This window comes from Enterobacter sp. MGH 16, from assembly GCF_000493175.1.
GTDB lineage: Bacteria > Pseudomonadota > Gammaproteobacteria > Enterobacterales > Enterobacteriaceae > Enterobacter > Enterobacter roggenkampii.
In genome coordinates, this window is the sequence record NZ_KI535695.1 from 3,220,398 (window position 1) to 3,243,615 (window position 23,218).

Genomic DNA, 23,218 nt, shown 5'->3' on the forward strand with positions numbered 1-23,218 from the left:
CTGAATCGTAGGCCGGGTAAGCGCAGCGCCACCCGGCGCAAAATCACATCCGAACGTAAGCCAACGTAAAGATCCCCCTGATTCCGCCCCTCTTCGCTTCATTTTCAACCACTCATCCTCTATCCTGAGCGTTATTACCACTGGGTCCTGGAAGACAAACATGAAACGGACAAAAACGATCAATCACGCGTCGTTCCGCAAGAGCTGGAACGCACGTCACCTCACCCCTGTTGCGCTGGCGGTTACCGCTGTCTTTATGCTGGCAGGCTGTGAGAAAAACGATGAAACGGTTTCGCTGTATCAAAACGCGGACGACTGCTCCGCCGCAACCGGCAAAGCGGCCGAATGTAAAACGGCCTACACCAACGCGCTGAAAGAAGCGGAACGCACCGCGCCGAAATATGCCTCACGCGAAGACTGCGTAGCGGAATTTGGTGAAGGTCAGTGCCAGCAGGCACCGGCTCAGGCAGGCACGGCACCTGAAAATCAGGCACAGGCGCAATCCAGCGGCAGCTTCTGGATGCCGCTGATGGCAGGCTACATGATGGGCCGTCTGATGGGCGGCGGTGCGGGCTACCAGCAGCAGCCGCTGTTTAGCTCGAAAAACCCGGCCAGCCCGGCTTACGGTCAATATACCGATGCCAGCGGTAAAGGCTACGGCGCAGCGACTCCGGGCCGCACCGTAACCGTACCGAAAACCGCGATGGCGCCGAAGCCTGCGACCACCAGCACCATCACCCGCGGCGGGTTCGGTGAGTCTGTGGCGAAACAGACCAGCATGCAGCGCAGTGCATCAGGCACCTCTACTCGCTCAATGGGCGGCTAATCATGGAACGAGTCAGTATTACCGAGCGCCCGGACTGGCGCGAAAAAGCCACCGAGTACGGCTTTAACTTCCACACCATGTACGGCGAGCCGTACTGGTGTGAAGACGCTTACTACAAGCTCACCCTGGCCCAGGTTGAGAAGCTGGAAGAGGTCACGGCTGAGCTGCACCAGATGTGCCTCAAGGTGGTGGAAAAAGTCATCGACAGCGACGAGCTGATGGCCAAGTTTCGTATTCCAAAGCACACCTGGAGCTTTGTCCGCCAGTCGTGGAAAACGAATCAGCCTTCGCTTTACTCTCGCCTGGATCTGGCGTGGGACGGCGTGGGTGAACCGAAGCTTTTAGAAAACAACGCCGATACGCCAACCTCCCTTTATGAAGCGGCATTCTTCCAGTGGATCTGGCTGGAAGATCAAATGAACGCCGGAAACCTGCCGGAAGGCAGCGACCAGTTCAACAGCCTGCAGGAGAAGCTGATCGAGCGCTTTGCCGAGCTGCGCGAGCAGTTTGGCTTCAACCTGCTGCATCTCGCCTGCTGCCGCGACACGGAAGAAGATCGTGGCACGGTTCAGTATCTGCAGGATTGCGCCGCCGAAGCGGAAGTGGCGACCGAGTTCCTCTATATTGAGGATATCGGCCTGGGTGAAAAAGGTCAGTTTACGGACATGCAGGATCAGGTCATCAGCAACCTGTTCAAGCTCTACCCGTGGGAGTACATGCTGCGCGAGATGTTCTCCACCAAGCTGGAAGATGCAGGCGTGCGCTGGCTGGAACCGGCCTGGAAGAGCATTATCTCCAACAAGGCCCTGCTGCCGATGCTGTGGGAGATGTTCCCGAATCACCCTAACCTACTGCCAGCGTACTTTGCGGAAGATGATTACCCGCAGATGGAGAAATACGTCGTTAAGCCGATCTTCTCCCGCGAAGGCGCGAACGTGTCGATCATCGAAAACGGTAAAACGCTGGAAGCGGTTGAAGGGCCTTACGGCGAGGAAGGGATGATCGTCCAGGCGTTCTATCAACTGCCGAAATTTGGCGACAGCTATACGCTAATTGGCAGCTGGCTCATTAACGATCAACCTGCCGGAATTGGCATTCGCGAAGATCGCGCGCTGATCACGCAGGATCTGTCGCGGTTCTACCCGCATATTTTTGTGGAGTAAGATCTGCCGGGTGGCGGCTTCGCCTGACCCGGCCTACGGTTTTGTAGGCCCGGTAAGCGTAGCGCCACCGGGCATATTTTCACCCTACCTGCACCGACAGCATACTCAGACTTCCCATCTCTAATCCATCGACCGGGATCGTAACCGGCTCCTCACCGTCCCACGCGCCAAGCACGTACAGCAGCGGCAGGAAATGCTCCGGCGTCGGGTTAGAGAGCGAACCGCCCTCGTGCTCCAGATAGTTCACCAGCGGATGCGCCTCAGCCGGGCCTTGCCAGGTCAGGTTCGCTTTAACGTAGTCGTTAAAAGCGGTCGCCCACGGATATGGCGTGTTTTCGCCATGCCAGCGCGCCGTACGCAGGTTGTGCACCACGTTGCCGCTTGCCACCAGCATGATGCCTTCATCACGAAGCGTCGCCAGCTTGCGCCCCATCTCCAGATGCCAGGCAGCCGGTTTGGTGCTGTCGATGCTCAGCTGCACCATCGGGATATCCGCATCAGGATACATTTTTATCAGCACGCCCCATGAGCCATGGTCAAAGCCCCAGGCTTCTTTATCCAGCGCAACCGGAACAGGCGCCAGCAGTTCCACCAGCCTTTGTGCCAGCTCAGGCGAGCCGGGGGCCGGATAGTGCGTGTCATACAGCGCCTGCGGGAAGCCGCCAAAATCATGAATGGTTTTTGGCGCTTCCATGGCGGTCACGCCCGTGCCGCGGGTGAACCAGTGCGCAGATACCACCACAATCGCTTTTGGACGCGGCAGCGTCTCGCCCAGATGACGCCATGCGCGGGTATAGACGTTATCTTCCAGAACGTTCATTGGGCTGCCGTGGCCTAAAAACAGGGCTGGCATACGGGAAGAAGTCATGATGATATCCTTACAGAAGGTGTCAATTTAATGGTGCTACATTACGCGCAATCGGATAAAGATGAACGCTGATAAGCGTGAAGATCATCATCAGGAATTTTGAATGTAAGGAATGTGTAAAGCCGGGGTTCGCCCCTCGCTTTGCCAGAAATGAATCATTTATATTAATGATAATCATTATCATAAGGAGCAATCCATGTCAGTCCCTCTGATCCTGACCATACTGGCGGGCGCCGCGACCTTTATCGGCGCAATCCTCGGCGTGCTTGGTCAGAAGCCGTCAAACCGCGTGCTGGCCTTCTCGCTGGGCTTTGCTGCCGGGATCATGCTGCTTATCTCCCTGATGGAGATGCTCCCTGCTGCGCTGGGCACCGACGGGATGTCTCCCCTGCTGGGCTACGGCATGTTTGTCGTTGGCCTGCTGGGTTACTTTGCCCTCGACCGGATGCTACCCCACGCGCATCCGCAGGATTTAATGCAGAAAAACGTAACGCCTGTGCCGCGGAATATTAAGCGAACGGCGGTTCTGCTCACGCTGGGGATTAGCCTGCATAACTTCCCGGAAGGGGTCGCGACCTACGTGACGGCCAGCAGCAATCTGGAAATGGGCTTTGGCATCGCGCTGGCGGTGGCCTTACACAATATTCCTGAAGGTCTGGCGGTCGCCGGACCGGTGTATGCCGCCACGGGCTCGAAACGTACCGCGGTATTCTGGGCAGGAATTTCCGGGATGGCTGAAATCCTCGGCGGTGTCCTGGCCTGGTTGATTCTCGGAAGCCTGGTCTCCCCTGTCGTGATGGCCGCCATTATGGCCACAGTTGCCGGGATTATGGTGGCGCTTTCCGTCGATGAATTAATGCCGCTGGCGAAAGAGATCGATCCCAATAACAACCCCAGCTATGGCGTGCTGTGCGGAATGTCAGTCATGGGCTTAAGCCTGGTGTTATTGCAATCTGCAGGTATCGGTTAGGATTAGTCTGCCTCCGTATAATACGGAGGCAGACTTTCGAAACGTTAAGATATAGATAGAAATGATACGTTATTTTGTTGCCAACAAAGCCCTTGCAAAATATATAGCTTATAGAAATAGAATGATGAAATTTTATCAGTCCATTATCTGAGTTACTGCATATATTATGAATGTTAGCCGATGCTTACAATCAACATTAATTATATATTAATATAATCTTAAAATAGCTTTAAGATGCAGTAATCGCATCTCCCCTTCGTCCTCCCATATACTCCATTTGCGTTTTGAAACTTATATTCAGAGTATGAATTCGTTTGAAAAAGGATATTTTCATGTATATGGGTAAAAAAATTCTATTAGCTGTAACTATCGCTGCCGCAGTATCGGGTTCCGCCTTTGCTGCCGAGCAGGGGTCGGGAAAAATCAAATTCAAAGGCGTTGTTATTGATGCGCCTTGCAGCATTGCACCAGACAGCGTTGATAAAGAAGTCGATCTCGGTGAAGTGACCACAGCCGTGATCAATGCCAACAAGAAGTCCTCCGCAGTTCCGGTTGATATCAATCTGGAAAACTGCCAGCTTGACGATCCGGCCGACGAGACTGACACACCAGTGACCAAAGTCGATGTCACGTTTACCAGCTCAGCGACAGACGCGACCGACACCAGTCTGATGACCAATACCTATGCAAGTGGTGCACAGAACGTGGGCGTTCGTCTTCTGAATAACGCCGAAGCCAACATCACGCTGGGTGCTGCTAATGAGGTTGCTCTGCTGGCAGGTTCAACGACTCAAACGCTGCACTTCAAAGCATTAATGGAAGTGGTAACGGGTAAAACGGCGACTGCTGGCCAGGTGGAAGCTACAGCCAACTATATTCTGGCGTATAAATAACTACGCCATGTTTCAAATTAAACCGGCTGGCATTTAATGTCAGCCGGCGTTGAATGTATTTATTTGAGTAACAGGGCGATGACATATAAATTACAATGCATAATTATTATGACGTCCCTGTTTATGGCGGAACTTGCCTCCGCCACTGAATTTAACATCAATGCCATCGATAAAGATCAGCGTGGCAGCGTTGATTTATCTCTTTTTAAAGATCAAATATCGATCACACCAGGCGACTATTTTGTTACCGTTTCAATTAATGATATCCCGCTGGCAAATGGCTGGCAGCTCCGCTGGCAGGAGATAGACAAGAGCGTACACGTCTGTATTCCACCTGAACTGGCCGATACATTTGCTCTGCAGGACAATATCCGTAGCGCATTGGCGGAAAAAGACGGGTGCGTCGACTTTGCATCAAAACCGGATATTAAATTTAATTTTGAGCAATCCAGCCAGACGCTGAAGGTCACGATACCTCAGGCCTGGTTACAGTACCGTGCCGCAGACTGGATGCCCCCTTCAACCTGGGACAACGGCGTGCCGGGCGTACTACTGGATTACAATCTTTTTGCCAGTCATTACCAGCCGAACGATGGCAGCAGCACGGATAACGTCAACACTTATGGCACTGCCGGCGCGAATATGGGCGCGTGGCGACTGCGCGGTGATTATCAGTATACTCAAACCCATACCGACGCAGGTTCAGAGAATGACGGACGCTTTTCACGCCTCTATATGTTCCGCCCTCTCCCCTCGCTCGGAGCCAAACTCACACTGGGTGAAACGGATTTCCAGTCCGCTATTTTTGATGCCTTCACCTATACCGGTGCCTCCCTGATTAGCGATGAGCGCATGCTGCCATGGTCGCTGCGCGGCTACGCGCCACAAATTACCGGCCTCGCGCAAACTAACGCCACGGTAACGGTTAGCCTGGCTGACCGTGTCATTTACCAAAGCAACGTTCCGCCAGGGCCGTTTGTTATTCAGGATCTAAACCAGTCTGTACAGGGTACGCTGGACGTCAAAGTGACAGAAGAAGATGGGCGCGTAAGCACCTTCCAGGTTTCTGCGGAATCGGTGCCTTTTTTAACCCGCAAAGGTCAGGTTCGCTATAAGCTGGCGGCAGGAAAAGCACGCAAAGACGCCTCGCATGACGTTGAAGATAACGCGTTTATGAGCGGCGAATTCTCCTGGGGGATGCTGTCACAAACCTCCCTCTACGGCGGTACGCTCGCCGATGGCGATCGCTACCGGTCCGTTGCCGCCGGAATAGGTCAAAACATGGAGTACCTGGGCGCGCTCTCTTTTGACGTGACGCAGGCAACCAGCCAGTTGCCCAATCAGAATAGCCAGACAGGTTACAGCTACCGATTCAACTACAGTAAGCGTTTCGATACTACCGGCAGCCAGCTTACGCTCGCCAGTTATCGCTATTCCGACCCGCAGTTTCTCAGCTACGCCCGTTTTCTGGATGATGACAATAACGATCGGCAGTCAGAAAAACAGACGCTCAGCGTGACGGCAAGCCAGTACATTTCGGCGCTATCGCTCAACCTCTATGTGAACATGCTGCGTCAAACCTGGTGGAACGATTCCTCCTCCACGACGGGCAGCGTGACCGCAGGCTATAACTTTGATATCGGTCGCTGGAAAAATCTGGGCGTCACCGTGTCGTGGAGTAAAACCCACTATGAAGACGAAGACGACGATACGCAGTTCTATCTCTCACTGAGCGTACCGCTCGATCCCGATCATCGTCTGAATTACGACCTGCGCAACAGCGAGAGTCTGAGCCAGAACGTATCGTGGTATGACACATCAGACCGCAACAACACCTGGGGCGTTTCGGCAGGTACCGAAAGCGAGAAGTCAGATGCCGGCGCGCAGGTGAGCGGCAACTATCAACATTATTCTCCTTATGGCGACCTGAATCTCTCCGGGAGCGTTAAGGCTAACGAATACAATTCCCTGAGTGCCAGTTGGACCGGTTCATTCACCTCGACGGCTAAAGGCGCTGCGCTGCACCGCCGCAGCTACGGTAACGAGCCGCGCGTGATGGTCAGTACCGATGGCGTAGGCAACATCCCGCTGAACATGTCGCGGGATGAAACCAATCGCTTCGGGATTGGCGTTTTACCGTCCATCTCCAGCTATTCGCCTTCCAGCGTGCAGGTCAATATGAACAACCTGCCCGATGGCGTAGACGTTGACACCCGCGTCGTCACCTCAACCTGGACGGAAGGTGCCATCGGGTACCGTCAGATCGCGACGCGTGCAGGCAATGATATCGCAGGCATCTTACGAACTGCCTCTGGCACGCCGCCGCTGGGCGCCGTTGTTCGCCAGCTGGAAGACGATCGGCAGATTGCCATGGTCGCCGATGACGGCCACGTCTGGCTCGGCGCCGTAGAGCCACAACAACAGTTTCGCGTGACGTGGGGAGACAATCAGCAGTGCCGCTTCACGTTACCTTCACACCTTGAAAACAGTATGCAGTTGATACTGCCATGTCAGTAAGAAATCATGATGAAATTAACCTTACTCAAAAGCCTGTGCCTGATGCTGGTCGGCACAGCATTCACCACTCACGCGGCCGTAAACCTGGACCGCACGCGCATTGTCTTTCCGGAAAGCGACAAGGCCAGCAGCCTGAAGATTGAAAACCAGAGTAAAGCGCTGCCCTATCTGGCGCTCTCCTGGATTGAAGATGAGAAAGGCCGTAAAGAAGACAGGCATTTCATGGCGCTGCCTCCGATTCAACGCATTGAAGCGGGTTCCGCATCACAGGTCAGGATCGTTAAGCAAGCGGCCACCAGTCAGTTACCGAAAGACAGAGAATCCCTGTTTTATTTCAACCTGCGCGAAGTGCCGCCGAAAAGCACCAGCGCTAGCGATGAACGCAGCGTCATGCAGGTGGCGATGCAGAGCAGGATCAAGCTGTTCTGGCGCCCTAAAGCGATTACCAAAAAACCCGGCGAGCAGGCGGAAATGCGGATGGAAGTTTCAGCCACTGCGAATGGGCTGACCATACATAACCCGACGCCGTACTACATCACGCTGGCGTGGCTCAGTAAGAATGCCAGAACCATGCTGCCGGGCTTCGACAGCCTGATGCTTGCGCCTTTCGCGACAGCAACAACCTCTACCGGTGACTACCACGGTAACTATTACAGCATCGGTTATATCGACGATTACGGCGCGCTGAAAAAGGTCGACGTACAGTGCGCGGGAACGGCGCAGTGCTCGCTCAACGAACGGAAGATCGAAAAAGATGCGCAATCTCGCTAAGGTATTGTTCATAGTGCTGCTCTCAGTGCTGCCTTTAAGAGAAGCGCTGGCGCTCGACTGCTACCTGGGCGGTTCGGGCGGCCCCGTAGAAGAAACTAAAACGATCTCGCCGTTTGCTATCCCCAGTAATGCACAGGCAGGTGAGAAAATTTGGGAATCGGATGACATCAAAATCCCGGTGACATGCAACCACAATGTCACAAGCAGCTTTCAACCGGAGGATATTTTTGGCTGGGTGAATCCTTATCCTTCAACCTCCGATCCCTATTATGAACTGGGCGTAACCTATGAAGGGATAGACTACGATGCAAAAGGCCAGCCTAACGGCGTCGATACCCGACAGTGTCTGGACAACCAAAACATCACGATTTATACCCCCGAGCAGATCCGACAAATGGGATGGGAAAATCGTATCTGTTCCGGTAACCCGGATGATATCCACACTTCACGAACCTTCATTGCTCGTCTGCGCTTATACGTAAAAATTAAAGCCATGCCACCTCACGGCTACGTCAGCTCGCTGAGCGATTACATCGTTGTCCAGTTTGACGGAAAAGGCGGCGTGAACCAGATGTCGGATGCGAAAAACCTCAAATATCACATCAACGGGCTGCAAAATATTACCGTTCTGGACTGCGGGGCAACGTTCAGTATTTACCCTGAGAACCAGGAGATTGATTTCGGCACCTTTAGCGCACGCGATATCGTGAATCAACAGACGCGTAAACGGACCTTTTCGGTGAAGACGACGAAAGTGCAGGATGCCCAATGTTCAGATGGCTTCAAAATGGACTCGTCGTTCTATACAAATGAAGCGCTTACCGCCAACGATACCGCACTGCTGATAGGCAATGGCCTGAAGCTGAGGATCCTTAACGGAACCGAGCCCTACACCTTTAACCACTACAACGAATACGTGGATTTTACGGGCAGCACGCTTGAGCATGAGCAGCAATACACCGCAGAGCTGTCGCCGGTCGAAGGAAAAGCGATCCAGTCCGGCCCGTTCGAAACGGTGGTGCTGTTCAAAATTAACTACCACTAGAGACAAAAAAGCCGGGTTTCCCCGGCTTTTTCACATCAGCCATTTCAGCTGGCTTTGCGCTCGTGCGCCTGGCGATACTCGATCAGATCTTCAATCGTTACCACCGGCATGTTGTGCAGACGTGCGAAGGTGATGCACTCTGGCGCACGCGCCATAGTGCCGTCGTCGTTGGTCAGTTCACACAGCACGCCCGCAGGTTTGAAGCCTGCCAGCGTCACCAGGTCGATCGTCGCTTCGGTGTGACCGCCGCGGGTCAGCACGCCACCCGCCTGCGCGCGCAGTGGGAAGACGTGGCCTGGACGATGCAGATCGGATGGCTTCGCATCATCAGCAATCGCGGCACGTACGGTGGTCAGACGGTCAGCCGCAGACACACCGGTGGTCACGCCATGCGCCGCTTCAATGGTCACGGTAAATCCGGTACCAAAGGCGCTGGTGTTGTTTTCGACCATCATCGGCAGCTCGAGCTGCTTACGACGATCTTCGGTAATACACAGGCATACGATGCCGCTGCCGTGACGGATGGTCAGCGCCATCTGTTCAACGGTCATGTTTTCGGCGGCGAAAATCATGTCGCCTTCGTTTTCACGGTTTTCATCGTCAAGCACCATCACACCGCGGCCTTCGCGCAGTGCATCCAGTGCATGTTCAACACGTTGAGTTGAAGTGCCAAAAGAGGAAAGTAGCGTCTGATTCATGGTAAAAAAACCTCATTAACATTATGGTTACCAGAATCAGGGCAGTCTTAGGAGCGCCGTATAAGCGGCAAAAAGATAACGTGAGCGGGCCCATGCCCGACTGGATCGTTACTCTCTCCCATCCGGACTCTAACCGTCGGCCCCGGAATTACACCGGATCTGCTGACCTTTGAGAATTCACCCAAAGCGCTCGCGGGCTTTCAGCGTTAAGCTGATTTACCGCCGGTGGGGAATTTCGCCCCGCCCTGAGAATAAGCGAGATAACTATAACGCTATTGATTATCCTGGGCAATGCATAAGCATCAAACAATTTTGTTTACCCCGGGCATGACGCGCTACAATGGACACTAACACCTTTTCATCAAGGGAAACGACAATGATTGACCCGAAGAAAATTGAGCAAATTGCGCGTCAGGTTCACGAGTCTATGCCAAAAGGCATTCGTGAATTTGGTGATGACGTTGAGAAGAAAATCCGCCAGACGCTGCAGGCGCAGTTGGTTCGCCTTGATCTCGTCAGCCGCGAAGAGTTTGACGTGCAGACCCAGGTTCTGCTGCGCACCCGCGAGAAGCTGGCACTGCTGGAACAGCGTCTGACCGAGCTGGAAAACCGCAATGCGCCGGAAGAAGTGAAGCCAGCGCCAGCCATTCCGCCGGTGGATAACCAGGAGTAAGTGCGGCCTGTTGAGCCCGGTGGCGGCTACGCCTTACCGGGCCTGAATGAACGCGTAGGTCGGGTAAGGCGCAGCCGCCACCCGACATAAAAAAACGGGCCAATAGGCCCGTTTTTTACTGACTGTCTTTCTGGATCTTCTTGATGATGTTGGTGGTGGAACACCCATCCTCAAAGTTAAGCACCATCACCTCGCCGCCGTTGGCCCAGACCTCTTCGCTGCCCGCGATTTGCTCCGGCTTGTAATCCCCACCCTTCACCAGCAGGTCCGGCAGAATACCGGCAATCAGGCGCTGCGGCGTGTCTTCTTCAAACGACACCACCCAGTCCACGGCTTCCAGCGCGCCGAGCACGATCATACGCTGCTCCAGCGGGTTCACCGGACGCGTTTCACCCTTCAGGCGCTTCGTCGACGCATCGCTGTTCACCGCCACAATCAGGCGATCGCCCAGCTTACGCGCATTCGCCAGATACGACACGTGGCCCGCGTGCAGGATGTCGAACACGCCGTTAGTCATCACCACTTTTTCACCGCGCTTGCGCGCAGCGGCGACAGCCACTTTCAGCTCGTCTTCGGTCATCACACCGAAACCGGTGTCCGCACGGCCGCGCACCGCGTTTTCCAGCTCGATTGGGGAAACGGTTGAGGTACCGAGTTTACCGACGACCACACCTGCCGCGGCGTTGGCGAAGTAGCACGCTTCTTCCAGGGAGTTCCCCGCCGCCAGCGTCGCTGCCAGCACGCCGATCACCGTGTCGCCGGCACCGGTCACGTCATACACTTCCTGCGCCTGGGTTGGCATATGCAGCGGCGCCTTGCCCGGCTGCAGCAGCGTCATCCCCTGCTCGGAGCGGGTCACCAGCAGCGCAGATAATTCGAAGTCAGCAATGATCTTCATGCCGCGCTCAACCAGCTCTTCCTCGGTTTTGCATTTGCCCGCCACCGCTTCAAACTCGGAGAGGTTTGGCGTCAGGAGGGTTGCGCCGCGATAGCGCTCAAAGTCGGTGCCCTTAGGATCGATCAGCACCGGTACGCTGGCCTTACGCGCCAGCTGGATCATCGTCTGCACGCTGGCCAGCGCGCCTTTAGCGTAGTCGGACAGTACCAGCGCGCCGATATTGCCCAACGCCTGGTTAATGCGCTCGTGCAGCGGCTCGGGATCAACGCCTTCGAACCCTTCTTCAAAGTCGAGGCGGATCAGCTGCTGGTTACGTGACAGCACGCGCAGCTTGGTGATGGTCGGGTGGGTCGGAACAGAAACGAAGTCACACTTCACGTTCACGTCCGCCAGCGACTTGCTCAGCGCGCGCGCCGCATCGTCGATACCGGTCAGGCCAACCAGACGCGAGTGCGCGCCCAGAGAGGCTATGTTCATCGCCACGTTTGCCGCGCCGCCGGGACGCTCTTCAATGGTGTCGACCTTAACCACCGGTACCGGTGCTTCCGGAGAGATGCGGCTGGTCGGCCCATACCAGTAGCGATCCAGCATCACATCCCCAACAACCATTACCCCAGCACGTTCAAACTCTGGCAGTGTTACTTTCATTCCTGACTCCAGAAAGATTCACAATTTGCGCGCGATAATATCACACTTGATTTGTTACGCACGGTTCCACCAGCCACTTCTGCCAGCTGGCCGTTACCTGAGCGCGCTCTGCGACAAAACAGTCCAGCGCCACGTGCCCCGGCTGCTCCTGTAGCGCCAGGTGATGCAGCTCGTCGCGCAGCGTGGTGTAGGCGCGGGTTAAAGCCTGCGCCTCCTGCTCGTCCATAATGTTGTTTTGCGCCAGCAGCTCCAGAATGCGCACGTTATCCGACCAGCGGGTCAGCTTCGGCTTGTCGTGCGCGTGGAGCAGCACCAGATACTGGGTAATGAACTCAATATCGGTAATCCCGCCCTCGTCGGCTTTGATATCAAAGCGATCGCGGTGTTTATTACCCAGGTGCGCGCGCATTTTCTCGCGCATTTCGCGCACTTCCGTCTGCAGCGTACTGCCCTCGCGCGGGGTGGTCATCACATCCTTACGGACGGCATCGAACTGCGTTTTGAGCTGCGGATCGCCATACACCACGCGGGCGCGCACCAGCGCCTGATGCTCCCAGGTCCAGGCTTCATTCTTCTGATAATCGGCGAAGGACTCCGTTGAGGTGACCAGCATACCCGCCGCGCCGGACGGACGCAGGCGGGCATCCACTTCATACAAAATGCCCGACGAAGTGCGGGTGCTGAACAGGTGCATGATGCGCTGGGCCAGGCGCAGATAGAACTGACGCCCGTCAATCTCGCGCTCGCCGTCGGTCATCACGTCGACCGGGCAGTCATGCAGGAAAATTAAATCCAGATCGGAGCTGTATCCCAACTCCCAGCCGCCGAGCTTGCCATAACCGACCACGGCAAAGCCCCGCCCCTCACGGTCAGCAAGGTGCTTCGGCTGGCCGTAGCGGGCCACCATCTGCACCCACGCCTGCTGCACGACCGCGTCGATGATCGCCTCCGCGAGCCAGGTTAAGTGATCGCTCACTTTCATTACCGGCAGCGTTCCGGCGATATCCGCCGCCGCCACGCGCAGCATCTGGGCCTGCTTAAACTGTCGCAGCGCCTCCAGCTGCTGCTCTTCGTCCTCTTCCGGCACGCGCAGCAGATACTGACGCAGCTCGTCACGGTAGGCATCCGTCGCCGTGGGTTGATACAGGGTGTTTGGGTCGAGCAGTTCATCCAGCAGCAGAGGGTAGCGCGCCAGCTTGTTGGCCACCATCGGGGAGGCGGCGCAGAGGGAAATCAGGTGCTTCAGCGCCCCCGGAAACTCGCTCAAAAGCTCAAGGTACGTGGTGCGCGTGATGATCCCGCTCAGCAGCGGCATCATGCGCGACAGCGGCACCGGCGCATCCGCCCGCGAGCAGACCTCGCTCAGCAGGTGCGGCATCAGGTGATCCAGCACCTGACGGCCGCGCGGGCCAATGGCGCGCTTGTTCAGCTCAAGACGGAAATCGGCAATCAGCGCCACCACGCGATGGCGCGCGTCGTCGGTTAAATGCGTCAGCACCGGCGTGGTGTCATCTTCCTGGAGCGCGTCCTGCCACAGCTCGCGCCAGTGCTCGGAAAGGGCATCGTCCTGCGATTCGCTTTCGTCATCACCGATTAGCTCGTTGAAGATGCGGCGCACGCCTGCCATATGGGCATCGAGCCGTTCGGTCAGCGTTGACCAGTCATCCACGCGCATCCCCCAGGCCAGACGCGCCCGGTTAAGGTCATCCCCCGGCAGGGTCTGGGTCTGTTCGTCGTTGATGCTTTGCAGCAGGTTTTCCAGACGGCGCAGGAAAAGATAGGCCTCGCGCAGGGTTTGCGCGTCGCCGTCCGGCAGCAGGTGAAGCTGCTCGATGGCGCTCAGCGTCGGCAGCAGCGAGCGGGACTGTAGCGACGGCTCGCGCCCGCCGCGAATCAGCTGGAAGACCTGGACGATAAATTCGATTTCGCGAATGCCGCCCGCGCCGAGCTTGATGTTGTCCTTCAGCCCGCGACGGCGAACCTCACGGGCGATCATCCCTTTCATATTGCGCAGGGACTGGATCACGCTGAAGTCAATATAGCGACGGAACACGAACGGGCGCAGCATGGCGCGCAGCTCGTTGGCGTAGGCGTCATCGCTGTCGCCCATGATCCGCGCTTTGACCATCGCGTAACGCTCCCAGTCGCGCCCCTGCTCCTGGTAATAATCCTCCAGCGCGGCAAAGCTCAGCACCAGCGGCCCGCTATCGCCGAACGGACGCAGGCGCATGTCCACACGGTAAACAAAGCCGTCCTGCGTCGGCTGATCCAGCGCCTTAATCAGACGCTGACCGAGGCGGGTAAAGAACTGGGCGTTGTCCAGCTCGCGACGGCCGCCGCGCGTGGAGCCGTTCTCAGGCCAGGCGAAAATCAGGTCGATATCGGAGGAGAAGTTCAGCTCGCAACCGCCCAGCTTGCCCATCCCCAGAATCAACAGCGGCTGAGGAACCCCTTCCTCGCTGCACGGCGTGCCCCACTCTTTACAGCAGGCGGCGTAGAGCCAGTCGCGCGCGGCGACAATCAACGTCTGCGCCAGCTCGCTTAACTGCTGCAACGTACTCTCTTCACTCACCAGTTCCAGCGCCTGCGCCCAGGCAATGCGCACCATCACACGACGGCGGAACTGACGCAGGACGCGCATCAGCGTCGCCTCATCCGTGACGTCTTCAAGCGCGGCCTGCAGCCAGCCGGCATAGTGCCGCCACTCGTCCGCCTGCGGCGGTGCGTTCTCAAGCTCCGCCAGCCAGTCCGGGTAGACGGCAATGCTTTCCTGCACAAAATCACTGAAGACGAGCACACTTTTCGCCTGCTCGCTTAACGATGACGCCGGTAATGACTCAGGCAGACGTTCGCAAACGGTCTGCCACTGCTGCTGTAACGGTGAAGAAAGCGGCATTCTAGGGGTTCCTTGCCAGAGTTAACGTTTTCCGCTGTGCAGCCAGTACGGCTCCTGCGAAATGGCCTCGTTACGAAAATGCTCTATCTCAATATGCTGACGGGTTTCGATGGCATGCTTCAGCCCCTGCCAGTTTTCCAGCCACGCCTGCGCCTGTGGCCCGTCGTAGGCACCGGAAAGGAGCAGCATGCTGTCGATGTTGCGCGAAAGACGGGGAAGCTGATCGCCATACTTATCGCCGAGCGGATACGCAAAGGTGCTCTTCAGTTCGGCCGCATGACGGGAAAGATGAATATCTGCGAAACGCTTAAAGTTTTCCGCGATTTTGGCCTCGGCTTTCGCATCCAGGAAGGCGCGCCAGCCGCGCGTCACCAGAAACTCGGTCAGCGCCAGTTTTGCCGAAGCGGCTTGCGGACTGTAGATCGCCGTCTGCGCAGATACGTCCGAGAGCATCAGCGTTTCGGTTTGCGTCAGCAGATCACGTAAGTGAGCGCTCGCTTTGCGAGGAACAATACCGCCGAAGAGCGTCAGGGTATGGCGCACCAGGGCAATGGCCGCCAGCACGTGGGATTTGGCGTTTTTCACATTTCGTACCCACAGCTCTTCATGGTACTGCCACTGAGAAAGCGCCAGCTCCAGCGCGGCTTCCAGCCCCTGCTCAACGCTGGCTTTCGGCGCAACGCGCAAAATGGTCATCTCTTTCAGCACGCGCGGCGCATTTCCGGCGGCCAGATGGTAACCCCGCGCGGCTTTGCTCAGGCTCCCCTGGCGCAATCCGGACTGGTTCACCAGCCTGCGCGCCAGCTTCAGCACGTCATTTGCGTCCCCTTCCAGCAGCTCAAGCTCCAGTTCGCAGATCGGCTCCTGGTACTCACCCGCCTTCACCTCACCCAGATCGAGGGCGATTTCGATGCGGCTTTTACCTTCCGTCACCAGCCATTTCTCGCGCCAGAAATCGGTGCTGAACAGCGGCTGCACCTGCTCCGCCAGCGTGGCAGGCAGCTCGCCTTCCGGCCAGACTTCCGCCGGAAAACGTTCCAGCTCAAGTTCTGGCTGACTGATGTCGATATTGTATTCCGGACGCTGATGTAACCCGCCGACCACACGGCCGGCAATTTTCATCGTCATCTCGTAGCGCCCACTCGCGCCACGGATGCGCAGCCCCATATCGTGGCGGCGTAGCCAGTTATCCGGCGTTTCGTAATAAATATTAACCAGTTGTACCGGTGCATGGTGTTCGCCGGAGAGCGTATGCAGATGCTGGCGGAGTGCGTCAACGCTGTCTTTTTCGACGATAAATTTTAATTCGATTTCCTGAGCCATAGCCTTGTACTTTTGCGGGCGTCACAGACGCGTCAATGAGGGCGAACTTCCTCGCCATTTGTTTGTCAGTACATAGTATTTTGCGCCAAATTGCCATGCAATGAGCAATTTGACGGGCGTAAATGTGTAGAGTCGTGACACAGATGATTCTGATTGCTGATGAATGCTTTGCGTAGAGACACTGTTGCCACTACTATCGTTCCACTATTTATGAAAATAACGACTAATGATGCTTAAATTACGCCTGATTGGACTTACTTTACTCGCTTTTAGCGCCGCAACCGCAGTGCACGCTGAAGAGAAGCGTTACGTTTCTGACGAACTGAACACTTGGGTACGCAGTGGCCCCGGAGATAATTATCGCCTCGTGGGCACGGTAAATGCCGGCGAGGAAGTCACCCTGTTACAGACCAACGCGGACACCAACTACGGTCAGGTTCGCGACAGTTCTGGCCGCACGTCCTGGATCCCGCTGAAAGAGCTGAGCACCGTGCCAAGCCTGCGCACCCGCGTACCGGATCTGGAAAATCAGGTGAAAACCCTGACCGACAAGCTGAACAATATCGACGGAACCTGGAACCAGCGTACCGCCGAGATGCAGCAGAAAGTGGCGCAGAGCGACGGGGTGATTAACGGCCTGAAAGAAGAGAACCAGAAGCTGAAAAACGAGCTGATTGTCGCGCAGAAGAAAGTGAATGCCGCCAACCTGCAGCTCGATGACAAACAGCGCACCATCATCATGCAGTGGTTTATGTATGGCGGCGGCGTGCTGGGCGTCGGTCTGGTGCTGGGTCTGGTTCTGCCGCATCTGATCCCAAGCCGTAAACGTAAAGATCGCTGGATGAACTAATTCGTCTTCTCTGCCAGACTTACGTATCATTCTGGAAAAGAGAAAACGGGAGTGTCAGGCGTGAAGAGTTATCTGGTCGGTGGTGCGGTACGTGATGCGTTGTTAGGTCTGCCGGTCAAAGATAAAGACTGGGTGGTGGTGGGCGCCACCCCGGAAGAGATGCTCGACGCGGGCTACCAGCAGGTAGGCCGCGATTTTCCCGTCTTTTTACACCCGAAAAGCCGCGAAGAGTATGCCCTGGCGCGTACCGAGCGGAAGTCAGGTTCGGGCTATACGGGCTTCACCTGCTATGCCGCGCCGGACGTCACGCTGGAGGACGATCTCCTGCGTCGCGATCTCACCATTAACGCGCTGGCGCAGGACGAGCACGGCCAGATTATTGACGCTTATGGCGGCCAGGACGATCTGCGCAACCGTCTCTTACGTCACGTCTCCCCTGCGTTTTCTGAAGATCCGCTCCGCGTGCTGCGCGTGGCGCGTTTTGCCGCGCGTTACGCCCATCTCAGCTTCCGCATTGCCGATGAGACCATGGCGCTGATGACCGCCATGACCGAGGCGGGCGAGCTTGAACACCTGACGCCAGAGCGCGTCTGGAAAGAGACCGAGAATGCGCTCACCACGCGTAACCCGCAGGTCTTTTTCCAGGTGCTGCGCGACTGCGGCGCCCTGAAGGTGCTGTTCCCGGAAATAGACGCGCTGTTTGGCGTACCGGCTCCGGCGAAATGGCATCCGGAGATTGACACCGGCGTGCACACGCTGATGACCCTGAGCATGGCGGCCATGCTCAGCCCTGACGTGGACGTGCGCTTTTCCACCCTGTGCCACGATCTCGGCAAAGGCTTAACGCCAAAAGAGCTCTGGCCTCGGCACCACGGGCACGGTCCGGCAGGGGTGAAGCTCGTCGAAGGGCTGTGCCAGCGCCTGCGCGTGCCGAACGAAATCCGCGATCTGGCGAAACTGGTGGCCGAATTCCACGACCTGATCCACACCTTCCCGATCCTGAAACCGGCCACCATCGTTAAGCTGTTCGATAACATCGACGCCTGGCGCAAACCCCAGCGCGTGGAGCAGATCGCGCTCACCAGCGAGGCTGACGTGCGCGGGCGTACCGGGTTTGAAGCCTGTGACTACCCGCAGGGACGTTTACTGCGTAAAGCCTGGGAGGTAGCCAAAGCGGTGCCGACGAAGGACGTTGTCGAGGCGGGATTCAAAGGCCCGGACATTCGCGAAGAGCTGACGAAACGGCGGATTCAGGCGGTTTCAGAGTGGAAGGAAAAGCATTGCCCTCAGCCAAAAGACTGAGGGCAGTCGGTCAGAAGAAGACCACGTACACCGCAGCGGCAACGATAAAGCGGTAGATCGCGAACGGAATGAACGAGATACGCTTAATCAGCTGCAGGAAGGTTTTGATGGCAATCAGCGCCACGATAAACGCGGTGATGAAGCCGACGGCGAACATCGGAATGTCGCCGGTGGTCAGGAAACCAATGCTTTTATAGAGGTCAAGCGCGGTGGCGCCCATCATCATCGGCACGGCCAGCAGGAACGAAAACTCTGACGCGGCGTAACGGCTTACGCCCATCAGCATCCCACCGGAAATGGTTGCACCTGAACGGGAGAAGCCCGGCCACAGCGCCAGACACTGGAAGCAGCCAATGATAAACGCCTGACGATACGTCATATCGTCCAGCCCTTCCGCGCGCGGCGTTTTTGGCTTCAGCACTTCCGCGGCGATCAGCAGGAAGCCGCCCACCACCAGCGCGTACATCACGTTAATCGGGTTAAACAGCGATTTGATGGCGTCGTGGAAAACCAGGCCCAGCACCACCGCCGGGATCATCCCGAGCAGAATATGGATCAGCGACAGGCGGCCTTTACTCATCCCTTCGTGCTGCGGCGGACGGCCAAAATGGATACCGATCAGGCCAAACAGACGGCGCCAGAACATCACCACCACCGCAAGAATAGACCCCAGTTGGATCACCACTTCAAACGTTTTGGCGGTATCGCCTTCAAAGCCCAGCAGATGACCAACAATGATCATATGGCCGGTACTGGAAACCGGTAAAAACTCCGTCAATCCTTCGACCACACCCAGTATTGCCGCCACCAGCAGCGAGTGCATATCGCTCATCTATAAACCCCTAAAAAAATATAAAAAAAACGGTCGCCCCGACGGCTACCGTGAAAGATACAGCTATAAGACAGATATAACCTAAAAGGGTTTAGCTATTATGACGTTAAATCTTGCCTTTCAGATTTGTGCCACGCTCGATAATGACGCCCACGTTGGCGGCGCGCGCCACCGCGCCCGGTTTGCTCAGCTTGATGCGCACCCACGGTGAGTTGAATTTTTTCAGCAGCAATTCTGCGACCTCTTCCGCCACCCGTTCGACCAGCGCAAAACGTTGCCCTTCCACGTGGCCGATGACCGTTTCACTGATGTCGGCGTAGCTGAGACAGTCGTTCACGTCATCGCTTTTTGCCGATTTGCGGTTATCCCAGCCCATTTCGATATCGAACACCAGCTTCTGCTCGATGGTCTGTTCCCAGTCGTAAACACCAATAGTGGTGATTACCGAAAGTTGCTCTATAAATACAATATCCATCACGACCTGCCTGCTTTTTGGCTAAACCGGATACCACTTCCGGCGAATTATGCGTATTATCCACAGATGCTGAGAATACAGATACATTTTCAAAACGGAACAGCGTTATGAGTGCAATCGCGCCTGGAATGATCCTCCTCGCCTATCTTTGCGGCTCAATCTCCAGCGCCATTCTGGTCTGCCGCATCGCCGGGTTACCTGACCCGCGTGAAAGTGGTTCCGGGAATCCGGGAGCGACCAACGTACTACGAATTGGCGGCAAGGGAGCAGCCGTAGCGGTTTTGATTTTTGATGTTCTGAAAGGGATGCTACCCGTCTGGGGCGCGTATGCGCTGGGCGTCACGCCGTTCTGGCTGGGGCTCATTGCCATTGCTGCCTGTGTCGGCCACATCTGGCCCGTATTCTTCGGTTTTAAAGGCGGCAAAGGCGTGGCAACCGCCTTTGGTGCCATTGCGCCTATCGGCTGGGATTTAACCGGCGTGATGGCTGGCACCTGGCTGCTCACCATTCTGCTGAGCGGCTATTCGTCGCTGGGCGCGATCGTCAGCGCGCTGATCGCCCCGTTCTACGTCTGGTGGTTCAAACCTCAGTTCACCTTCCCGGTATCGATGCTCTCCTGCCTTATCCTGCTGCGTCATCACGACAATATTCAGCGCCTGTGGCGTCGTCAGGAGACCAAAATCTGGACGAAGCTCAAGAGGAAGAAAAAAGACGCTCCGTAAGGTTAGTTATGCCTTATAGCCAAATGTGATTTTGGTCACCTTCTGCCTGTGGTAACTGTTAATGACACAACACAACCACATAAGAAGAAAATGGCAGAAATCACAGAAACAACCCCCCTTTCAACGGCAGGAAAACGTTCCGATGGCGACATCCAGTGGGTGCGCAGCGCATCGGATGTTTCACGCCTCGTTAATGATGGTTCTCAGGGCCGGGCCAATGCTCGCATCGTGATCGGTATCGCGCTGGGCGGGATTTTCCTCGATGCCTACGATCTGGGCGCGCTGGCCTTCGGCATAAAAGATATCACCCGCGAATTTAACCTGACGCCCGCCGGTACCGGCATGGTGGCGTCCGCCATTACGTTTGGCGCGATTGTCGGGGCGCTGCTCGGCGGTTATCTCACGGATAAAATCGGGCGCTATCGCGTCTTTATGGCCGACATGCTCTTCTTCGTGGTGGCCGCCATCGCCTGTGCGCTGGCCCCGAACGAATATGTGCTGGCGGGTGCCCGCTTTGTCATGGGGCTTGGCGTCGGGATCGACCTTCCCGTAGCGATGGCATTTTTAAGCGAGTTCGCCAGGCTAAAAGGCCCCGGCAATAAGGCCTCCAGCGTCGCCATGTGGTGCCCCACCTGGTATGCCGCCATCAGTATCTCCTACCTGCTGGTGCTCTTCTTCTACGCCGTGCTGCCGGAAAGCCACAGCGACTGGCTGTGGCGCCTGATCCTTGGCTTCGGCGCGGTACCCGCGCTGGTGATTATCGCTATCCGCAGCCGCTACATGAGCGAATCGCCGGTCTGGGCGGCAAATCAGGGCAACCTGAAGGAGGCGGCGTCTATTTTGCGTCAATCGTATAACATCAATGCCCACGTGCCGCAGGATGCGCTCAGCCAGCCAGCTCCCGTCGTGAATAAAGCGAAATGGTCCAACTACCTGAACCTGTTCCGCGGGATCTATCTGCGGCGCACCACGCTCGCCACGCTGCTGTCCGTCGTCTCTTCGTTCGCCTATAACGCGGTGGCGTTTGGTCTGCCGGTGATCATCTCCAGCTTCTTCGTCCAGTCGATGCTGACCACCATCCTGATTTCTCTGGCGCTTAACCTGCTGTTTGCCTTCGTCGGCGGACTGCTGGCGGTACGCTACGTGCCGCGCTTCGGCGCATGGCGGATGTCGCTGGCGGGTTACGCCTGCCAGCTGGTCGCGCTGCTGGGCCTGGGGCTGATTGGTCGCCCGGAAGGCGCCACCGAAGGCGTGCTTGCCGTGGCGATGCTGGCGCTCTTCCTGTTCGGTCAGGGCTTCGGCCCGGGCGCACATACCATGACGTTTGCCTCACTGAGCTATCCGACCTCGCTGCGCGGCGTCGGCGTGGGCCTTAACCAGACGCTGATGCGCAGCAGCTCGACGCTGTCGCTGTTCCTGTTCCCGCTGCTGGTCGCCTCGCTCGACACCGCCGTGTTCTGGGTGATTGCGCTGGCGCCATTTATCGGCCTGGCCTCGCTGCTGGCGATCCGCTGGGAGCCGTCGGGGTATGATGTGGATGCGGAGGATTACCGCTAATAATAAATAATATCATCGCTTTTCCTGCCGGGTGGCGCTGCGCTTACCCGGCCTACATTACAGACCATCCATAAGCGACTCATATGACAGCCTTCAATTCTGCCAGGGCATACTGAAACGACCCCGATGATGAGCAGATGGATGCAGCATGTTAGCAGCTCAGGTCACTGATAATTCGTACAAAGGCTGGCAGGCGTCGCTTGCCCTGCAGTTTTGTCACACCCCTGAGAAAACCCTCCTGCACTCCGCTCATCACGTCGGGCCGCTTACCGTTCAGCGTCCATTTTATCCCGAAGGCGAGACCTGCCACCTCTATCTTCTGCACCCGCCGGGTGGGGTTGTGGGCGGGGATAGGCTGGATATTACCGTGCGTCTGGACGCCAAAAGCCATGCGCTTATCACCATGCCCGGCGCCAGCAAGTTCTATCGCAGCAGCGGCCCGCAGGCTCGCCTGCATCAGCACTTTTATCTCGATGAGGGATCCACGCTGGAGTGGCTGCCGCAGGACACCATTATCTTCCCCGGTGCGAATGCCGCGCTGCGCTCCATCTTCCACCTGAAAGCCTCCAGCACGCTGCTGGCGTGCGAGCTGTACTGCCTGGGACGACCGGTAATCAATGAGACCTTTAGCCACGGCACGCTGGAGAGCCGCCTTGAAGTCTGGGTTGAGGACGAGCCGCGTCTGATTGAGCGTCTGCACCTCAGCAACGGCGATCTTACGCCCGTCGCCGGGCATCCGTGGATCGGCACGCTGCTATTCTACCCGGCCAGAGAAGAACATCTCGACACGGTGCGCGCGCTGCTCGCGCCTCTGGGCCATTTTGCGGGGGCAACACTCACCGACGAGCTGCTGTCGGTGCGTTTTCTCTCCCACGACAACCTGATTTGCCAGCGGGCGATGCGCGACATCTGGCAGTCGCTTCGCCCGCTTCTTACCACCAAAACCGCCTGCTCGCCGCGTATCTGGCAGACATAAGAGAAACGTTATGGAACTGACCCCCAGAGAAAAAGACAAGCTGTTGCTGTTTACCGCCGCGCTGGTTGCCGAACGCCGCCTTGCGCGCGGGGTAAAGCTCAATTATCCGGAATCGGTCGCGCTGATCAGCGCCTTCATCATGGAAGGCGCGCGCGATGGCGAAACCGTCGCCTCGCTGATGGAGGCGGGCCGCCACGTCCTGACGCGCGACCAGGTGATGGAGGGCGTGCCGGAGATGATCCCGGACATTCAGGTGGAAGCCACCTTCCCGGACGGATCCAAGCTCGTCACCGTCCACAACCCGATCGTCTAAGG

The 23,218-nt window shown here is 56.8% G+C and carries 21 protein-coding genes and 1 riboswitch; of the genes, 14 read left to right on the forward strand and 7 right to left on the reverse strand.

Going from position 1 to position 23,218, the window contains the following annotated elements; genetic code table 11:
* Nucleotides 1-160: 160 nt before the first annotated feature.
* Together L362_RS07780 and L362_RS07775 are read left to right on the forward strand one after the other, a co-directional pair.
* Complete coding sequence (locus tag L362_RS07780; RefSeq protein WP_008502972.1) at nucleotides 161-826, forward strand: DUF1190 family protein; 666 nt, start codon at nucleotides 161-163, stop codon at nucleotides 824-826.
* A gap of 2 nt (nucleotides 827-828) precedes the next feature.
* Nucleotides 829-1,989, forward strand: coding sequence for a glutathionylspermidine synthase family protein (locus tag L362_RS07775; protein WP_021242309.1), 1,161 nt, complete (start codon nucleotides 829-831; stop codon nucleotides 1,987-1,989).
* A gap of 79 nt (nucleotides 1,990-2,068) precedes the next feature.
* Here L362_RS07775 and ygiD read toward each other — a convergent pair whose 3' ends face one another.
* Nucleotides 2,069-2,857 (reverse strand): 4,5-DOPA-extradiol-dioxygenase, encoded by a 789-nt coding sequence (gene ygiD, locus L362_RS07770; RefSeq protein WP_023294571.1) that lies wholly within the window; start codon nucleotides 2,855-2,857, stop codon nucleotides 2,069-2,071.
* Nucleotides 2,858-3,053: 196 nt separating this feature from the next.
* On the opposite strand from ygiD, the gene zupT reads away from it, so the two are divergent.
* From zupT to L362_RS07745, 5 genes are all read left to right on the forward strand, one after another.
* The gene (gene zupT / locus L362_RS07765) at nucleotides 3,054-3,827 is read left to right on the forward strand and encodes a zinc transporter ZupT (protein WP_008502969.1); all 774 of its coding nucleotides are present in this window, start codon (nucleotides 3,054-3,056) and stop codon (nucleotides 3,825-3,827) included.
* A 332-nt stretch (nucleotides 3,828-4,159) separates the two neighbouring features.
* Nucleotides 4,160-4,720, forward strand: coding sequence for a fimbrial protein (locus L362_RS07760; RefSeq protein ID WP_021242311.1), 561 nt, complete (start codon nucleotides 4,160-4,162; stop codon nucleotides 4,718-4,720).
* 78 nt (nucleotides 4,721-4,798) lie between these two features.
* Nucleotides 4,799-7,237, forward strand: coding sequence for a fimbria/pilus outer membrane usher protein (locus L362_RS07755; RefSeq protein ID WP_023344935.1), 2,439 nt, complete (start codon nucleotides 4,799-4,801; stop codon nucleotides 7,235-7,237).
* Between the two features lie 9 nt (nucleotides 7,238-7,246).
* The gene (locus L362_RS07750; RefSeq protein ID WP_032637870.1) at nucleotides 7,247-8,008 is read left to right on the forward strand and encodes a fimbrial biogenesis chaperone; all 762 of its coding nucleotides are present in this window, start codon (nucleotides 7,247-7,249) and stop codon (nucleotides 8,006-8,008) included.
* Entirely contained in the window at nucleotides 7,992-9,053 is a 1,062-nt protein-coding gene (locus L362_RS07745) for a type 1 fimbrial protein (RefSeq protein ID WP_023344937.1), read from the forward strand. The genes L362_RS07750 and L362_RS07745 overlap by 17 nt, the downstream gene beginning before the upstream one ends.
* A gap of 44 nt (nucleotides 9,054-9,097) precedes the next feature.
* Here L362_RS07745 and ribB read toward each other — a convergent pair whose 3' ends face one another.
* Entirely contained in the window at nucleotides 9,098-9,751 is a 654-nt protein-coding gene (gene ribB, locus L362_RS07740; RefSeq protein WP_008502964.1) for a 3,4-dihydroxy-2-butanone-4-phosphate synthase, read from the reverse strand.
* Between the two features lie 106 nt (nucleotides 9,752-9,857).
* Nucleotides 9,858-10,008: riboswitch (FMN riboswitch) on the reverse strand.
* 119 nt (nucleotides 10,009-10,127) lie between these two features.
* Here ribB and ubiK point away from each other — a divergent pair.
* Nucleotides 10,128-10,424 carry a ubiquinone biosynthesis accessory factor UbiK gene (gene ubiK / locus L362_RS07735; protein WP_008502963.1) on the forward strand — a complete coding sequence of 99 codons (297 nt, stop codon included), beginning with the start codon at nucleotides 10,128-10,130 and terminating at the stop codon, nucleotides 10,422-10,424.
* A gap of 115 nt (nucleotides 10,425-10,539) precedes the next feature.
* Here the strand turns inward: ubiK and hldE are convergent, their stop codons facing one another.
* From hldE to L362_RS07720, 3 genes are read right to left on the reverse strand one after another with little or no spacing between them, the layout of a single operon-like run.
* A complete protein-coding gene (hldE, locus tag L362_RS07730) occupies nucleotides 10,540-11,970 on the reverse strand; it encodes a bifunctional D-glycero-beta-D-manno-heptose-7-phosphate kinase/D-glycero-beta-D-manno-heptose 1-phosphate adenylyltransferase HldE (protein WP_003862540.1) in 1,431 nt (476 codons plus the stop codon).
* 40 nt (nucleotides 11,971-12,010) lie between these two features.
* Complete coding sequence (gene glnE, locus L362_RS07725; protein ID WP_023344938.1) at nucleotides 12,011-14,866, reverse strand: bifunctional [glutamate--ammonia ligase]-adenylyl-L-tyrosine phosphorylase/[glutamate--ammonia-ligase] adenylyltransferase; 2,856 nt, start codon at nucleotides 14,864-14,866, stop codon at nucleotides 12,011-12,013.
* A 21-nt stretch (nucleotides 14,867-14,887) separates the two neighbouring features.
* A complete protein-coding gene (locus L362_RS07720; protein WP_023344939.1) occupies nucleotides 14,888-16,189 on the reverse strand; it encodes a CYTH domain-containing protein in 1,302 nt (433 codons plus the stop codon).
* 229 nt (nucleotides 16,190-16,418) lie between these two features.
* Between L362_RS07720 and L362_RS07715 the strand changes: the two genes are divergently transcribed.
* Together L362_RS07715 and L362_RS07710 are read left to right on the forward strand one after the other, a co-directional pair.
* Nucleotides 16,419-17,039 carry a TIGR04211 family SH3 domain-containing protein gene (locus L362_RS07715; protein WP_025912514.1) on the forward strand — a complete coding sequence of 207 codons (621 nt, stop codon included), beginning with the start codon at nucleotides 16,419-16,421 and terminating at the stop codon, nucleotides 17,037-17,039.
* 60 nt (nucleotides 17,040-17,099) lie between these two features.
* Complete coding sequence (locus L362_RS07710; protein ID WP_008502958.1) at nucleotides 17,100-18,341, forward strand: multifunctional CCA addition/repair protein; 1,242 nt, start codon at nucleotides 17,100-17,102, stop codon at nucleotides 18,339-18,341.
* A 10-nt stretch (nucleotides 18,342-18,351) separates the two neighbouring features.
* Here the strand turns inward: L362_RS07710 and bacA are convergent, their stop codons facing one another.
* Nucleotides 18,352-19,173, reverse strand: coding sequence for an undecaprenyl-diphosphate phosphatase (bacA, locus tag L362_RS07705; RefSeq protein WP_008502957.1), 822 nt, complete (start codon nucleotides 19,171-19,173; stop codon nucleotides 18,352-18,354).
* Nucleotides 19,174-19,279: 106 nt separating this feature from the next.
* Nucleotides 19,280-19,648 carry a bifunctional dihydroneopterin aldolase/7,8-dihydroneopterin epimerase gene (gene folB, locus L362_RS07700; RefSeq protein ID WP_008502956.1) on the reverse strand — a complete coding sequence of 123 codons (369 nt, stop codon included), beginning with the start codon at nucleotides 19,646-19,648 and terminating at the stop codon, nucleotides 19,280-19,282.
* A gap of 107 nt (nucleotides 19,649-19,755) precedes the next feature.
* Between folB and plsY the strand changes: the two genes are divergently transcribed.
* The 4 genes from plsY (at nucleotide 19,756) to L362_RS07680 (ending at nucleotide 23,216) form a co-directional block, all read left to right on the forward strand.
* On the forward strand, nucleotides 19,756-20,370 hold the full coding sequence (gene plsY, locus L362_RS07695) for a glycerol-3-phosphate 1-O-acyltransferase PlsY (RefSeq protein ID WP_008502955.1): 615 nt from the start codon (nucleotides 19,756-19,758) through the stop codon (nucleotides 20,368-20,370).
* Nucleotides 20,371-20,460: 90 nt separating this feature from the next.
* Complete coding sequence (locus tag L362_RS07690) at nucleotides 20,461-21,927, forward strand: MFS transporter (RefSeq protein ID WP_023326091.1); 1,467 nt, start codon at nucleotides 20,461-20,463, stop codon at nucleotides 21,925-21,927.
* Between the two features lie 148 nt (nucleotides 21,928-22,075).
* Nucleotides 22,076-22,903 (forward strand): urease accessory protein UreD, encoded by an 828-nt coding sequence (locus L362_RS07685; RefSeq protein WP_023344940.1) that lies wholly within the window; start codon nucleotides 22,076-22,078, stop codon nucleotides 22,901-22,903.
* 10 nt (nucleotides 22,904-22,913) lie between these two features.
* A complete protein-coding gene (locus L362_RS07680; protein WP_003862556.1) occupies nucleotides 22,914-23,216 on the forward strand; it encodes an urease subunit gamma in 303 nt (100 codons plus the stop codon).
* Nucleotides 23,217-23,218: the final 2 nt, after the last annotated feature.

Excerpts from the sequence above, each read along its gene's own strand:
- L362_RS07780 (WP_008502972.1), top strand. The coding sequence starts at position 161 with ATGAAACGGACAAAAACGATCAATCACGCGTCGTTCCGCAAGAGCTGG.
- L362_RS07775 (WP_021242309.1), top strand. The coding sequence starts at position 829 with ATGGAACGAGTCAGTATTACCGAGCGCCCGGACTGGCGCGAAAAAGCC.
- ygiD (WP_023294571.1), bottom strand. The coding sequence starts at position 2,857 with ATGACTTCTTCCCGTATGCCAGCCCTGTTTTTAGGCCACGGCAGCCCA.
- zupT (WP_008502969.1), top strand. The coding sequence starts at position 3,054 with ATGTCAGTCCCTCTGATCCTGACCATACTGGCGGGCGCCGCGACCTTT.
- L362_RS07760 (WP_021242311.1), top strand. The coding sequence starts at position 4,160 with ATGTATATGGGTAAAAAAATTCTATTAGCTGTAACTATCGCTGCCGCA.
- L362_RS07755 (WP_023344935.1), top strand. The coding sequence starts at position 4,799 with ATGACATATAAATTACAATGCATAATTATTATGACGTCCCTGTTTATG.
- L362_RS07750 (WP_032637870.1), top strand. The coding sequence starts at position 7,247 with ATGAAATTAACCTTACTCAAAAGCCTGTGCCTGATGCTGGTCGGCACA.
- L362_RS07745 (WP_023344937.1), top strand. The coding sequence starts at position 7,992 with ATGCGCAATCTCGCTAAGGTATTGTTCATAGTGCTGCTCTCAGTGCTG.
- ribB (WP_008502964.1), bottom strand. The coding sequence starts at position 9,751 with ATGAATCAGACGCTACTTTCCTCTTTTGGCACTTCAACTCAACGTGTT.
- ubiK (WP_008502963.1), top strand. The coding sequence starts at position 10,128 with ATGATTGACCCGAAGAAAATTGAGCAAATTGCGCGTCAGGTTCACGAG.
- hldE (WP_003862540.1), bottom strand. The coding sequence starts at position 11,970 with ATGAAAGTAACACTGCCAGAGTTTGAACGTGCTGGGGTAATGGTTGTT.
- glnE (WP_023344938.1), bottom strand. The coding sequence starts at position 14,866 with ATGCCGCTTTCTTCACCGTTACAGCAGCAGTGGCAGACCGTTTGCGAA.
- L362_RS07720 (WP_023344939.1), bottom strand. The coding sequence starts at position 16,189 with ATGGCTCAGGAAATCGAATTAAAATTTATCGTCGAAAAAGACAGCGTT.
- L362_RS07715 (WP_025912514.1), top strand. The coding sequence starts at position 16,419 with ATGCTTAAATTACGCCTGATTGGACTTACTTTACTCGCTTTTAGCGCC.
- bacA (WP_008502957.1), bottom strand. The coding sequence starts at position 19,173 with ATGAGCGATATGCACTCGCTGCTGGTGGCGGCAATACTGGGTGTGGTC.
- folB (WP_008502956.1), bottom strand. The coding sequence starts at position 19,648 with ATGGATATTGTATTTATAGAGCAACTTTCGGTAATCACCACTATTGGT.
- plsY (WP_008502955.1), top strand. The coding sequence starts at position 19,756 with ATGAGTGCAATCGCGCCTGGAATGATCCTCCTCGCCTATCTTTGCGGC.
- L362_RS07690 (WP_023326091.1), top strand. The coding sequence starts at position 20,461 with ATGGCAGAAATCACAGAAACAACCCCCCTTTCAACGGCAGGAAAACGT.
- L362_RS07685 (WP_023344940.1), top strand. The coding sequence starts at position 22,076 with ATGTTAGCAGCTCAGGTCACTGATAATTCGTACAAAGGCTGGCAGGCG.
- L362_RS07680 (WP_003862556.1), top strand. The coding sequence starts at position 22,914 with ATGGAACTGACCCCCAGAGAAAAAGACAAGCTGTTGCTGTTTACCGCC.